This is a genomic window from Neorhizobium galegae, from assembly GCF_017877055.1.
GTDB classification, from domain to species: domain Bacteria; phylum Pseudomonadota; class Alphaproteobacteria; order Rhizobiales; family Rhizobiaceae; genus Neorhizobium; species Neorhizobium galegae_D.
This window is the reverse complement of the sequence record NZ_JAGIPG010000001.1, coordinates 1,771,699-1,785,648: the sequence shown is the minus strand read 5'-3', so window position 1 is coordinate 1,785,648 and position 13,950 is coordinate 1,771,699. Positions and strand designations below refer to the sequence as shown.

Genomic DNA, 13,950 nt, shown 5'->3' with positions numbered 1-13,950 from the left:
AATATGGAATAGTGTTGTCGAATGCCGTGAACTTGTGTGTTTTCACCCGAATAATAATATCAGGTTCAAGATTGACGGCAAGTACCCCGCTTTTACTAGGGGTTTGTCCGAGGAATTTTCAATGACCGCGCAGTGGGAAAACATCGCATTTGACAAGTCGGCTTTGCCGGCTGTGCCGATGCGTGTCTACGAAGGAGCCGCCAAGGCCAAGGCTCCGCCGCTGGTTCTTTATCTGCGTGGCGGGGCGTTTCTCAATGAGCAGCGCGGCGAAAACGAACGTCCAGTTGCAAAAGCACTGGCCGAATCCGGGGCCGTGGTACTCGAAGCTGATTACAGCAGCGTCTCGCAAAACATGTTTCCGCAAGCGATGGAATGCGCATTTGCGGCGCTTCAGTGCCTGGCCGGCCGGCGCAAGCAGTTCGGCAGCGCGAAGTCCCTGCTTTTCGTCGCGGGTGACGAGGCGGGCGGCAATGTCGCAGCGGGCGTGGCGCTGAAGGCGCGCGACCTGATGCCGGGCGAACTGAGCGGCCAGATCCTGCTGTCGCCGATGATCGACCCGATGATGACGACGCAGTCTTTCCGCAAGGCGGACGCGATCGGCATGGGCGAACGCTGGGCGGAAGGCTGGAGCCATTATCTCGGTTCTCATTGCGGGTTCCAGCATCCCTATGCGGCACCCTGTCTCTGTTCGCGGCTTTCGGGTGTCGCGCCGGCGCTCGTCGTGACATCGGAAGACGATCCGCTGCGCGATGAAACGCTCGGTTATGCGGCGCGTCTGAGTGAGGCCGGCGTTTCGGTCAGGCAGAAGATTTTCCCGGCCAGCTGCGGCTGGACGGGTATTTATAGAGAAGGAGACGGCGAGTGGATGAAGGCGCTCTGTGCCGAATTCACCGATTTCGTCCAAGAATTAAGTCCGAAGCATAGCATATTTGAAGGTAAATAACGGCTAACTCCCAAGGCCGTAAGGAGACTACAGATGACATCGAAGATCAAAAGCTGGGCCCTTTGGGGCACTGGATTGAGCACGGCTGCACTGATTGCCGGCGCCTCGGTTTATCTCGATCTGCCGCAGGGCGCCCATGCCGCGCCTGCGACGGCTGCTGCTGCGGCTCCGGCCGTCCCCGTGACGGTCGCCACCGTCGAGCCGCGCAACGTTTCCACCTGGCAGGAGTTTTCCGGACGGTTGGAAGCCGTGGACCGCGTCCAGGTCCGGCCGCGGGTCACCGGCACCATCCAGTCGGTACATTTCCGCGAAGGCGGGTTGGTGAAGCAGGGCGACCTGCTCGTCAGCATCGATCCGGAGCCCTACCAGGCGGCGGTCGCTCAGGCCGAAGGCCAGGTGGCCTCGGCGCAGGCGAGGGTCGAACTTGCCAATACCGAACTCGATCGCGGTAAGAACCTCGTTTCCAAGAATACCATCTCTCAGAGCGATCTTGCCCAGCGCCAGAGCGCCCAGAGCGAGGCGCTGGCCAATCTCCAGTCCGCCAAAGCGGCATTGAAGACGGCGCAGCTCAATCTCGACTATACCGAGATCCGGGCACCGATCGCCGGCCGGGCCGGCAGGCTGGAGATCACGGTCGGCAATCTGGTCGCGGCAGGTTCCGCCTCCGCACCGCTGACGACGCTGGTTTCCGCCGATCCGATCTATGCGAGCTTCGATGCCGGTGAAGAACTGGTGTCCCGTACGCTCGCCGACCTTCCGCTCGTCGATGGCGTGCCGGCGATCGAACAGGTACCGGTCGAGGTGAGCACGCTCGCCGCCAACGGCACCCCGATCCGCGGCAAGCTGCAGCTCATCGACAACGAAGTGAACGCCTCGAGCGGCACGATCCGCGTGCGCGCCGTCTTCGACAATCCGGGCGGCAAGCTGATCCCGGGCCAGTTCGTGCGGGTCCGCATGGGCCAGCCGAAGGCGCAGGATCACCTGATGGTCAGCGAAAAGGCCGTCGGCACCGACCAGGACAAGAAGTTCGTCTTCGTGGTCGATGCGGCCAATACCGTTGCGTACCGGCAGGTGGAGCTGGGCACGGCGGTCGATGGCATGCGGATCGTCGAGAAGGGCCTCAATCCGGGCGACCGGATCGTCGTCAACGGCCTGCAGCGCATCCGTCCGGGCGCGGTTGTCCAGCCCCAGGAAGAGGCGAAGGTCGCCAACAAGTAATGCTCTGAGCGGCGGCTAGTCCGCCGCTTTCCAACACTCATCCAGTTCCGGTTCGTGGAGCTTGCGGCCTTGTCGGCCGCGAGCCGGGGCCGTTTCGCCTCTTGTTCAACCCCGGAGAGAGGGCTTTGACATGAATATTTCCAGGTTTTTCATCGACAGACCGGTCTTTGCGGCCGTGCTGTCGATCCTCATCGTGATCGCAGGCTTGATCGGCATGCGGTCGCTGCCGATTTCCGAATATCCGGAAGTCGTGCCGCCATCGATCGTCGTGCGCGCCGTCTATCCTGGCGCCAACCCGACCGTCATCGCCGAGACCGTCGCAACGCCGCTCGAAGAGCAGGTGAACGGCGTCGAGGACATGCTCTACATGTCGAGCCAGGCAACGTCTGACGGCGTACTGACGCTCACCGTCACTTTCAAGCTCGGCACCGATCCCGACAAGGCGCAGCAGCTGGTGCAGAATCGCGTCAGCCAAGCGGAACCGCGCCTGCCGGCGGAAGTGCGTGCGCTCGGCGTCACGACCGTCAAGAGCTCGCCCGACTTCATCATGGTCGTCAATCTCGTCTCCGACCGCTACGATATCACCTACCTGCGCAACTATGCGACGCTGAACGTCAAGGACAGGCTCACCCGCATCCAGGGCGTCGGACAGGTTCAGGTATTCGGCGCCGGCGACTATTCGATGCGTGTCTGGATCGACCCGCAGAAGGCGGCCGAACATTCGCTTGCCGCAAGCGACATCTCGAACGCGATCCGGAGCCAGAACGTCCAGGCCGCCGCCGGCATTATCGGCGCGTCGCCCAGCCGGCCCGGTGTCGATCTGCAGCTCAACGTGAATGCCCAGGGGCGCCTGCGCACCCCGGAGGAATTCGGCAACATCATCGTCAAGAGTGGTGAAAACGGCGAGATCACGCGGTTGCGCGACGTCGCCCGTATCGAACTCGGCGCGGCCGATTATACCCTGCGCTCGCTGCTCGACGGCCAGCCGGCTGTCGCCGTTGCCGTTCTTCAGGCGCCCGGTTCCAACGCGATCGAGATTGCCGACAACGTCCGTGCGACGATGGATGAACTTCAGAAGGCGATGCCGGAAGGGGTCAAATACGAGATCGTCTACGATACGACCAAGTTCGTGCGCGCCTCGATCGAGAAGGTCATCGAGACCTTGCTTGAAGCGATCGCGCTTGTCGTTCTCGTCGTCATCCTCTTCCTGCAAACCTGGCGCGCCTCGATCATTCCTCTGATTGCCGTTCCAGTCTCGATCATCGGTACGTTCGCGGTGATGTACGCCTTCGGCTTCTCGATCAACGCATTGACGTTGTTCGGGTTGGTGCTGGCGATCGGTATCGTCGTCGACGATGCGATCGTCGTGGTCGAAAACGTCGAACGCAATATCGAGAACGGCCTTAGCCCCCGCGACGCGACCTATCGCGCCATGAAGGAAGTGTCCGGCCCGATCATCGCGATCGCGCTGGTTCTGGTCGCGGTCTTCGTGCCGCTCGCCTTCATCAGCGGCCTCTCCGGCCAGTTCTACCGGCAGTTCGCACTGACGATCGCGATTTCGACGGTCATCTCCGCGCTCAATTCGCTCACCCTGTCGCCGGCGCTGGCAGCCCTTCTGCTGAAGGACCATCACGCCAAGAAGGACTGGCTGACGCGGTTCATGGACGCGATCTTCGGCTGGTTCTTCCGCGGCTTCAACCGCGCCTTCGGCGCCGCCTCGAACGGCTACGGACGCACGGTCGGCGGACTGCTTTCCCGCAAGAGCCTGGTGATGATCATCTACCTCGCGCTTGTCGCGATGACCTACAGCATGTTCAACGCGGTGCCGGGTGGTTTCGTACCGGCACAGGACAAACAGTACCTGATCGGCTTCGCTCAGCTTCCGGACGGCGCGACCCTCGACCGCACAGAAGACGTGATCAAGCGGATGAGCGACATTGCCCTGGCACAGCCGGGCGTCGAACATGCGATCGCCTTCCCGGGCCTGTCGATCAACGGCTTCACGATCGGCTCGAACGCCGGCATCGTCTTCGCGGTGCTCGACGATTTCGAGAAGCGCGAGACGCCGGAGCTTTCGGGTGGTGCCATCGCCATGGCCCTGAACCAGAAGTATGCCGGCATCCAGGATGCGTTCATCGCCATGTTCCCGCCGCCGCCGGTCAATGGCCTCGGCCAGACGGGTGGTTTCAAGCTGCAGATCGAGGATCGCGCGGGCTTGGGCAACCAGACGCTCGACGAGGCAGCCAAGGCGGCTATCGCCAAGGCCTACCAGACGCCGGAACTCGCCGGCATCTTCTCAAGCTTCCAGATCAACGTGCCGCAGCTCTATGCCGATCTTGACCGCGCCAAGGCAGAACAGCTCGGCGTTTCGGTAACCGACGTCTTCGAAACGCTGCAGGTCTATCTGGGTTCGCTCTATGTCAACGACTTCAACGCTTTCGGCCGCACCTACAGCGTCCGGGTGCAGGCGGATGCGCAATTCCGTGCCAAGCCGGAGGATATCGGCCAGTTGAAGGTCCGTTCGCAGTCCGGCCAGATGATCCCGCTTTCGGCCCTCCTGAAGGTGGACGCCCAGACCGGTCCGGAACGCACGACGCGCTACAACGGCTTCCTCTCCGCCGATATCAATGGCGGGCCGGCACCGGGGTTCTCGTCGGGCCAGGCCCAGGCCGCGATCGAAAAGATCATGGCGGAGACGTTGCCTTCGGGGATCGACTACGAATGGACGGACCTGACCTACCAGCAGATCCTCGCCGGCAATTCCAGCATCGTGGTCTTTCCGCTGGCGCTGCTGCTTGTCTACCTCGTGCTCGCTGCCCAGTATGAGAGCCTGACGCTGCCGCTCGCGATCATCATGATCGTGCCGATGGGTGTCCTTGCCGCCTTGACCGGGGTCTGGCTCACCGGTGGAGACAACAACATCTTCACCCAGATCGGGCTCGTGGTCCTTGTGGGTCTCTCGGCGAAGAACGCGATCCTGATCGTGGAATTCGCCCGGGAACTGGAGTTCCAGGGGAGGACGCCGTTCCAGGCGGCGGTTGAGGCAAGCCGGCTGCGCCTGCGTCCGATCCTAATGACGTCCATGGCCTTCATCATGGGTGTCGTACCGCTCGTCGTATCGACCGGTGCGGGTGCGGAAATGCGCTCCGCCATGGGTATCGCGGTGTTCTCCGGCATGATCGGCGTGACGTTCTTCGGCATCTTCATGACGCCGGTCTTCTACATGCTGGCACGTTTGCTTACCGGCAGCCGCCCCCTGCGGCAGCACGGTACGGAGGAGGCGGCTCCCGCTCTCTCTCCAGCGGAGTAAGGTCTACCTCCGGCGCCGCGCGGGTTCTTTCCACCGGGAACCCGCGCGGTATTTTTGTGCCCAAACCAATAGAGCGAACCCTCTGGATTCGCTCGATTGGTTTGGGTCTTTGTTTTGCGTGACCTGCGTCAGAGAGCGCCGCCATCGATGATCAGGGTCTGGGCCGTCATGGCCGCGGAAGCGTCCGAGGCGAGGAACAGGCAGGGGCCGACCAGGTCTTCAGCCACCAGCACCCGCTTCAGGGACTGGCGCGCGACCATCGCCGTGATGCTGTCGTCATTCAACCAGAGTTTCTTCTGCCGTTCGGTGACGATCATGCCCGGCAGGATGGCGTTGACGCGGATGTTTTCCGGCCCGAGCTTTCCAGCGAGGCTCTTGGTCAGGCCGATGATCCCGGCCTTGGCGGTCGCATAGGCGGGCAGCCCGCCCATGTTGAGCAGATAGGCGATCGAGGAGAAATTGACGACGGCTCCGCCGCCGGCCTTGCGCAGGTACGGGACCGCCGCCTGCGAGACGAAGAACATCTGCTTGATGTTGATCGCCTGGGCATTGTCCCAATATTCCTCGGTCACCGTCTCGAATTCATGGCGGTCGTCCCAGCCGGCATTGTTGACCAGCACCGAGAGCGACCCGAGTTCTTGCGCAGCCCTGTCGACGGCGGCTTTCGTTTCCGCGACGTTGCGCAGATCGGCCTTCAGATAGAGGACCGGATGGCGGGCGGATTGTGAGAGCCGTTCGGCCAGCTCGCGGCTCGGTTCGTCCGCGATGTCGATGAATGCGACTTTGGCGCCCTGCGCTGCAAAACCTTCGACCAGGGCCGCGCCGATTCCAGAACCACCCCCGGTGATCAGCACGCCACGATCGGCCAGATCCGCGTGCGTTATAGAAATTTCGGCCAAAACACCCTCCTTGTCCGGCTTGGTCGCCAAGTTCTAACGCTTCGAGGCGCGAAGACAAGGACGCCCGACAAACTCTCGCCATCTGAAGACGCGATGGTCGAACCATGACCATTGCGACAGGAATAGCCGTCGGCGTCGGGCTTGGCACAGTGCTCGGGACAGCCGTTTTCGACAACATTGGTATCGGTTTTGCCGTCGGCATCGCGATCGGCGTCGCTGTCTCCCAATTCCTGCGTTCGCGATCGAAATAGCGTCCCCCGGATCGGAGGTTCTTTGGGAGGAATTGCCTTTCCGCATCATTGCATCTACTCGGAAAGGGTAGTTCCGGCCATCTCCCGAGTCGGAATGCGACGCCAAAGGAATTTTCCGTGCCTCTTCCTGCCGCCGAACTCTCCCTTCCCGAAAAGACCTATGCCGCATTCCTGTTCGACATGGACGGCACGATCCTGAATTCGATCGCATCCGCCGAACGAGTCTGGGGACGCTGGGCGGCAAAGATGGGTTTCGACGTGGAGGCGTTCCTGCCGACCATGCATGGCAAGCGCGGGATCGACACGATCAGCGCACTGAACCTGCCCGGCATCGATCCGGCCGCCGAAGCCGAGGGGATCCTGCGCGGCGAGATCGAGGATGTCGAAGGGGTCGTGCCCATCCCCGGCGCGGTGGAATTTCTCTCCGCGCTGCCGCCGGAGCGGTGGGCGATCGTCACGTCGTCGCCGATCGAGCTCGCCAAAGTGCGGCTTGCCGCAGCCGGCATTCCGCAGCCGCGCTACATGGTGACCGCTGAAGACGTCACCGTCGGCAAGCCCAATCCGCAAGGTTATATCCTCGGCGCGGAACGGCTCGGGGTAAGCCCGTCGGACGTGCTGGTATTCGAGGACGTGCCTGCGGGCATCCAGGCGGGCGAGGCAGCCGGCGCCGACGTCATGGTCATCACCGCCACCCATTCCCACCCGATTGAAACCGGGCATTCGAAAATACCCGGCTACCTCGATGTGGTGCCGCATATCGGCGAGGACGGGCGGCTTTCGGTCCGCCTCAAGGGCTAGGCGTCAGGCGGGCCGGGTCGATGCCCGCATGATGCTGACTGTTGCGAGCCACAGGACGACGCCGAGGCCGAGCAGGCAGGCGGCGATCAGATACTGGACCGGATCGCGGCCGGTCCACGGGCCTGCCAGGAAGGCGCAGGAGATGGCGCCGAGTACCGGCAGGATGGTCGGCGTACGAAAATGCTTGTGCTCGACCGTGTCCTTGCGCAGAACCAGCACTGCGACGTTGACGATCGCAAAGACGCAGAGAAGCAGCAGCGCCGTCGTACCGCCGAGCGCCGGAACGCCGCCGGCAAACAGGATCAGCGCGACCGCCAGCAGCGACGTGAAGCCGATCGCGATATAGGGCGTGCGACGGCCCGCATGGACCTTGCCGAGCACCTGCGGCAGAACCCCCTCGCGGCTCATGCCGTAGATCAGGCGGCTCGCCATCATCATGTTGATCAGTGCTGAATTGGCCACCGCGAACATGGTGATGACGGCGAAGATGCCGATCGGGAAGCCCGGCGCGCCGGCCTGCACGACCTTCAGCAGCGGCGTTTCCCCCTGGCCGAGTTCATTGGCCGGTACCAGCGTGATCGCCGAGATCGCCACCAGGACATAGATCAGGCCCGTTACCGCCAGGCCGGTCAGTAGCACCTTCGGGAACATCCGGCTCGGCTCCTTGCATTCCTCGGCCATGTTGACCGAGTCCTCGAAGCCGACCATGGCGAAAAAGGCGAGGGTGGTGGCTGCGACGACTGGCCAGAAGACACCGCCATTGTCAGGCGCCGCAAAGGTCCAGGCGCGGGAAACGTCGCCCTGGCCGCCGGCGATCGCCCAGAAGCCGATGCCGATGATGATCAGCAGGCCGGTCAGTTCGACCACGGTCAGCAGCACGTTCATCTTGACGCTTTCCCCGACGCCTCGAAAGTTGATGGCGGCAACCAGGGCGATGAAACCGACCGCGATCAATGGTACGCCCCAGGCGCCGAGATCGAGGTCGAGCGAGGTCGAGAAGTTGGAGGCGAAGGCACGCGATGCGGTTGCCGCAGAAGTAATGCCTGATGACATCACCGCAAAGGCCACCAGGAAGGTGACGAAGTGGATGCCGAAGGCCTTGTGGGTATAAAGGGCGGCACCGGCAGCGCGCGGATATTTGGTGACCAGTTCGAGATAGCTGAAGGCGGTGAGAAGGGCGACGACGAAGGCGATGAGAAAGGGCAGCCAGACCACCCCTCCGACCCGCGCGGCCACCTGGCCCGTCAGGGCATAGATGCCCGTCCCGAGAATATCCCCCACAATGAACAGCAGCAGCAATCCGGGTCCCATAACCCGGTGGAGTTCCGTTTTCTGTTCGCCCAATTCGGTGACCGGCTTTTTCATAAACTCCTCCTGATGTTATCGACTTCCCCGGCAGATTGCACAATGGAAACAAGCGCCGGTTGTTCCCGAAAAAATATAGAAGTTTCAGGCCGTTCCGTCTCCAGGCCGAAGGCGTAATTTAAAACTCTCGTTAAAATCTTGCACTCGGTGCAAATATATCCTAAATGTAACGGTGTAGGTGCCGCACTGCACAAATTCTGCGGCCGATATGTGTAATTTTCTCGAGCGGAGGTTCCCATGCCTTGGAATTGCCACGCGGGCTGTGAAGGTCGGCGGAATACTCGATTGCATTTTCAAACCGGTGAGTCTCTGACCATGACAGCAGATGCCGCATTCTCCGATTTCCTGCACTTCTTCCGTTCCTGGATAAGCAATCCATTGCGGGTCGCGGCGGTGGCGCCTTCGGGGGATTCGCTCGCGCGGCTGATGACCCAGGAGATTGCGCCGCTGGACGGTCCGGTCATCGAACTCGGTCCGGGCACCGGCGTATTCACCCGCGCGCTTTTGGCGCGCGGCGTTGCCCAATCCGACCTCACCCTGGTCGAATACGGTCCGGAATTCGTGCCCGGCCTGCAGCGGCGGTTTCCGGAAGCGCGGGTGCTGCAGATGGATGCGGCGAAGCTCGCCCATGAGGATATTTTCGAGGGCGAACCGGTCGGCGCGGTCATCAGCGGTCTGCCGCTGCTCTCCATGTCGCCGCGCAAGATTACCGCGATCCTCGGCGGTGCCTTTACCTATATCCGTCCGGGCGGTTCCTTCTATCAGTTCACCTACGGTCCGCGTTGCCCGGTGCCGCGGCCGATCCTCGACCGGCTGGGTCTGAAGGCCGTGCATATCGGCCACACCGTGCGCAACCTGCCACCGGCTGCCGTCTATCGGATTTCCCGCCGCAAGCCGCTGGACCTGACGCGGGAGCGTTCCAGATATCGTGCCGAGGCAGAGGCTGGCCCGGTCCACAATGCCGACGAAGCGGGCGGCTGAAAAAAATCGGATGCAATGACCAAGGCGATTGATGGCGCGAAGGAAGGCCGGCGGGAAATCAAGCGCAGGCAAACCCGGGAACGCATTGAGGAATCGGCGATGAGCCTGTTCCTCGAGCGCGGCTTCGACGCCACGACGATCGAGGACATTGCCGAGCGCGCCGAAGTCTCGAAGCGCAGTTTCTTTGATTATTTTCCTTCCAAGGAAGAGGTTGTGTTCGCCTGGCAGGACGGCTTTGCCGATCGCATGATGGCGACCATCGCGTCGAGACCGGCGGACGAGCCGGCGGTGAAGGCCGTGCAACACGGACTCATTGAGGCCATCGTCTCGGCGACTGACGAAAGAACAATGGCACTTGGAGAACTCATCCGTCGCACGCCGACGCTGAAGGCCCGCGACCAGCTCAAATATGCCAAGCTCGAGATGAAACTCACTGAAGCGCTCCAGGCTCGAAGCCGGAGCGACGAAGAGCGGCTACGGATGCGGTTGCTGGCCGCGGTCGTGATGGGCGCGCTGCGGGCCGGCGGAGAGATCTGGAACGAACAGCCGCCGGGCACGTCGCTCGAAACCTTCGCGCATCAGTTCTTCGGCGATTTCTGGAAGGCGCTTGCCGATTTCGGCAACGAGGGCAGGGTTCCCTGATCAGATCACGCTGAGCGTCGCGGCCGCGAGCACCACGTAGCGCAGCGCCTTGCCGATGAAAACCAGGATCAGGAAAGTCGCAAGCGGTTCCTTCAGCACGCCCGCCGCGACAGTGATGGCATCGCCGCCGATCGGCAGCCAGCTCAGCAACAGCGACCATTTTCCATATCTTCGATACCAGGCCTGCGCCTTGTCCAGCTTCTCCTCGCCGACCGGAAACCAGCGGCTGTCCCGAAACCGCTCGACACCCCGGCCAAGCAGCCAGTTGACCGCGGCTCCCGCCGTGTTGCCGACCGAAGCGACCAGCAGCAGACCGACGAGCGAATACCGGTCGGCCAGGATAAGGCCGACCAGGATCGCCTCCGACTGCATCGGAAAGATCGTGGCTGCAATGAACGCGGCGGAGAACAGTCCCGCATAGGCGGCGAAATCGAACATGGTCGACCTATAGCGGAGCCAACGAAAAAGGGCGGATGAAAAACCGCCCTTTCTTGCATTTCGGGATCGTCGATCAAGCCTTGGTGGCGTTTTCGACCTCTTCAGCAGCCGTCTCCGCCTTCTTGGCATGACGTTTGCGCCAGTCGCCGAGGAAGAGCAGGATCGGAGCCGCGATGAATACCGACGATGCGCCGGCGACGAGAATGCCGAACGCCATCGGCACCGCGAAGCTTTCCACCGCGCTGCCGCCCCAGATCGCCATCGGCAGAAGCGACAGGAAGGCGGTGGCGTTGGTGTAGAGGCTTCGGGCCAGCGTTTCGTTGATCGACTTGTCGATCAGCTCGCGCAGCGGCATCGACTTGTAGAGCCGCATGTTTTCACGCATGCGGTCATAGACGACGACCTTGTCGTTGACCGAATAGCCGACCATCGTCAGCACCGCGGCGATGGCCGTCAGATTGAAGTCGAGGCCGGTGATGGCAAAGAAGCCCACCAGCTTGGTGACGTCAAGCACAAGGGTGACGATGGCGCCGACCGCGAACGGCCATTCGAACCGCACCCAGATATAGATCAGCATCGCGACGCTGGCGATGAAGACCGACAGGAAGCCGGCAATGGCAAGCTCGCCGGAAACCTTCGGACCGATGACGTCTGTGCCCTGGACGGTGGCGGTCGAATCGATCTTGACGACCTCGTCCTTCAGCTTGGTGACGGCCGCCGTCTGCGCTTCTTCGCCGCCTTCCTGGCGCTGGGCGCGCACCAGGATGGTGTTCGGATCGCCGAAGGACTGCAGCGTGATTTCGCCGAGATCGAGCGTATTCAGGCCTTCGCGGAACTTGGCGAGGTCAGCCGGCCCTTGAGTCTTGACCGACATCTGGATGCCGCCGCGGAAGTCGACGCCGTAGTTCAGGCCCGGATAGAAAAACAGTCCGACCGAGGCGATCGACAGGATAGCGGAGACCGCTACGCCAAAGAAACGCGCTTTCATGAACTGGATGTGCTTGTCATAGGGGCTGAACCGGAACATCGACTGGATGTTGATGACCTTCAGCTTGTAGCGGCGCGCGATGGCGATCATTGTGACGCGAACGAAGGCGACCGACGTAAACATCGAGATGATCAGGCCGAGACCCATGGTGACGGCGAAGCCGCGCACCGGACCGGAGCCGAAGTAGAACAGGATGGCTGCGGCGATGAGCGCGGTCATGTTGCCGTCGACGATGGTCGAATAGGCGCGGTTGAAGCCGACGTCGATGGCGGCGAAGGCGCCGCGACCTTTACGCGTTTCTTCGCGGATGCGCTCGTTGATGAGAACGTTCGCGTCGACGGCAAGGCCGATGCCGAGCACGATACCGGCGATACCGGGCAGCGTCAGAGTCGCACCGACCAGCGTGAGCGCCGAGAAGGTCAGGATCGTGTGGATCAGCAGCGCGACATTCGCCAGGATGCCCCAGGTGCCGTAGAGGACCAGGATGAAGACGGCGACGAGGACGAAGCCGACGAGGCCGGAATAGAGGCCCATCTGGATCGCGTCGGCGCCCAGGTCGGCGCCGACGGTGCGTTCTTCGATGACGGTGAGCTTGGCCGGCAGTGCACCGGCGCGCAGCAGCGCAGACAGCGTATTGGCTTCCGACACCGAGAAGCCGCCGGAAATCTGGCCCGAACCACCGGTGATCGGCGTGCGGATGACCGGCGCGCTCAGCACCTTGTTGTCGAGCACGATCGCGAAGGGACGGCCGACGTTCTGCTGGGTGATCTGGGCAAAGCGGTTGGCACCGGCCGAATCGAAGCGGAAGTTGACGACCGGTTCGTTGGTCTGCTGGTCGAAGGCAGCGCGGGCGTCCGTCAGGCGGTCGCCGGAAAGCTCGACGCGGTCGAGGACCGGATACTGGTTGCCGCGCTCGTCGGAAAGCATGGTGACACCGGCCTCGCCCTGCTGGCCGAGCAGATGGAAGCTCATCTTGGCGGTCGAACCGAGAAGCTGGCGCAGACGTGCCGGATCCTGTTCGCCCGGAAGCTGGACGAGAACGCGGTCGGAGCCGATGCGCTGGATGGTCGGTTCGGCGACGCCCACCTGGTCGACGCGCTGGCGGATGATTTCAAGCGACTGATCGACGGCGGCGGTGATGTGCGAATTGATGCCGGCTTCGGTCTGGGCGACCGAGATCGTGTTGTCGGAAGGCGTGGTGATGGCGAGGTCGCTGGCGCCGACGGTCGTGCCGAAGCTGACCGGGTTGGCCAGCGTCTGAAGCTCGGTCACGGCTGCACCGCGCTGGGCTGCGTCGCGCAGCGCGATCGTCACGGTGTCGCCTGCGCGGCGGATGGCCGTGGTCGTGATGTTCTTTTCACGCAATACGCGGCGGGATTCCTGCAGCAGGCTCTGGACGCGCTCGTTGATCAGGTCGGCACGGTCGACTTCCAGCACGAGGTGCGAGCCGCCGCGCAGGTCGAGGCCGAGCGAGACGCGGCTGTGCGGCAGCCAGGCGGGAAGGCGGTCAAGCGTCGACTGCGGAATGACGTTCGGCAGCGCCACCAGAATGCCGAGGAAGATGATGACGAGATAGGTCGTCACCAGCCACGGGGAATTTCTCATATTTCTAATCCTGCTGAGCCCATGGCGCGCGCGGGGCGATCGGCATGGGTGGTCTTTAATGGGTGATCAGGCGGGCGCCATGAGACGCGATATCTCAGGCGCGGGCCGGCGGCGCACGCGGCAGCGATCCGTGCCAGAACGGGGATTCTGCCGAACCGGAAGACGGCTTCGAGGCAAAGGCCGGGACGAAAATCGGAAAACTGATCTCAACGGCGCTGGCTTCCAGCGCACCGCCGCCCGTGTGCCAATGGGCGCCTGTTGCGTCCTTGCGGTCCGTGGCAGCAAGCGCACGCAGGGGCTCGCGCTTGGTCAGGTTAGGAGCGTCGCTGGTCCTGTCGGCCGACAGAATGCCGCGCGGAAACTGGACGTCCTTGACGACGCCGGAGAGCAGACCAAACAGGGCGGCGATCAGCAGGGCGGCGGCAAAGACCGGCCAGCGCGACAGGTGGCTTTCCTGTTCACGTCCGTCTCTCGTCCGCTTGTCCTGCGGAAACAGCGCCATCCGCATCAGC

Annotated in this window: 12 protein-coding genes; 7 read left to right on the top strand and 5 right to left on the bottom strand. The window is 62.7% G+C overall.

The features are described from left to right. The first annotated feature begins 121 nt into the window (after positions 1-121). The 3 genes from J2857_RS08370 (at position 122) to J2857_RS08360 (ending at position 5,471) form a co-directional block, all read left to right on the top strand. Positions 122-943 (top strand): alpha/beta hydrolase fold domain-containing protein, encoded by an 822-nt coding sequence (locus J2857_RS08370; protein WP_210010086.1) that lies wholly within the window; start codon positions 122-124, stop codon positions 941-943. Between the two features lie 33 nt (positions 944-976). Next, positions 977-2,161 carry an efflux RND transporter periplasmic adaptor subunit gene (locus tag J2857_RS08365; protein ID WP_210009642.1) on the top strand — a complete coding sequence of 395 codons (1,185 nt, stop codon included), beginning with the start codon at positions 977-979 and terminating at the stop codon, positions 2,159-2,161. A 130-nt stretch (positions 2,162-2,291) separates the two neighbouring features. Beyond that, positions 2,292-5,471: an efflux RND transporter permease subunit gene (locus J2857_RS08360; RefSeq protein ID WP_210009640.1), complete on the top strand. Its 3,180-nt coding sequence runs from the start codon at positions 2,292-2,294 to the stop codon at positions 5,469-5,471. A gap of 128 nt (positions 5,472-5,599) precedes the next feature. On the opposite strand, the gene J2857_RS08355 is transcribed toward J2857_RS08360, so the two are convergent. Beyond that, positions 5,600-6,370: an SDR family NAD(P)-dependent oxidoreductase gene (locus J2857_RS08355; RefSeq protein WP_210009638.1), complete on the bottom strand. Its 771-nt coding sequence runs from the start codon at positions 6,368-6,370 to the stop codon at positions 5,600-5,602. A 104-nt stretch (positions 6,371-6,474) separates the two neighbouring features. On the opposite strand from J2857_RS08355, the gene J2857_RS08350 reads away from it, so the two are divergent. Both J2857_RS08350 and J2857_RS08345 read left to right on the top strand, forming a co-directional pair. Beyond that, positions 6,475-6,621: a hypothetical protein gene (locus J2857_RS08350; protein WP_210010114.1), complete on the top strand. Its 147-nt coding sequence runs from the start codon at positions 6,475-6,477 to the stop codon at positions 6,619-6,621. A gap of 117 nt (positions 6,622-6,738) precedes the next feature. Beyond that, positions 6,739-7,419, top strand: coding sequence for an HAD family hydrolase (locus tag J2857_RS08345; protein ID WP_210009637.1), 681 nt, complete (start codon positions 6,739-6,741; stop codon positions 7,417-7,419). Positions 7,420-7,422: 3 nt separating this feature from the next. Here J2857_RS08345 and J2857_RS08340 read toward each other — a convergent pair whose 3' ends face one another. Further along, the gene (locus tag J2857_RS08340) at positions 7,423-8,784 is read right to left on the bottom strand and encodes an APC family permease (protein ID WP_210009636.1); all 1,362 of its coding nucleotides are present in this window, start codon (positions 8,782-8,784) and stop codon (positions 7,423-7,425) included. Between the two features lie 315 nt (positions 8,785-9,099). Between J2857_RS08340 and J2857_RS08335 the strand changes: the two genes are divergently transcribed. Together J2857_RS08335 and J2857_RS08330 are read left to right on the top strand one after the other, a co-directional pair. Beyond that, entirely contained in the window at positions 9,100-9,765 is a 666-nt protein-coding gene (locus J2857_RS08335; RefSeq protein WP_210009635.1) for a class I SAM-dependent methyltransferase, read from the top strand. Between the two features lie 15 nt (positions 9,766-9,780). Continuing rightward, positions 9,781-10,407: a TetR family transcriptional regulator gene (locus tag J2857_RS08330; RefSeq protein WP_210009634.1), complete on the top strand. Its 627-nt coding sequence runs from the start codon at positions 9,781-9,783 to the stop codon at positions 10,405-10,407. Here J2857_RS08330 and J2857_RS08325 read toward each other — a convergent pair whose 3' ends face one another. The 3 genes from J2857_RS08325 to J2857_RS08315 form a co-directional block, all read right to left on the bottom strand. Further along, complete coding sequence (locus J2857_RS08325) at positions 10,408-10,845, bottom strand: YqaA family protein (RefSeq protein ID WP_210009633.1); 438 nt, start codon at positions 10,843-10,845, stop codon at positions 10,408-10,410. A 73-nt stretch (positions 10,846-10,918) separates the two neighbouring features. Beyond that, the gene (gene secD / locus J2857_RS08320) at positions 10,919-13,438 is read right to left on the bottom strand and encodes a protein translocase subunit SecD (RefSeq protein WP_210009632.1); all 2,520 of its coding nucleotides are present in this window, start codon (positions 13,436-13,438) and stop codon (positions 10,919-10,921) included. A 94-nt stretch (positions 13,439-13,532) separates the two neighbouring features. Further along, on the bottom strand, positions 13,533-13,940 hold the full coding sequence (locus tag J2857_RS08315; protein ID WP_210009631.1) for a hypothetical protein: 408 nt from the start codon (positions 13,938-13,940) through the stop codon (positions 13,533-13,535). Between the last annotated feature and the right edge of the window lie 10 nt (positions 13,941-13,950).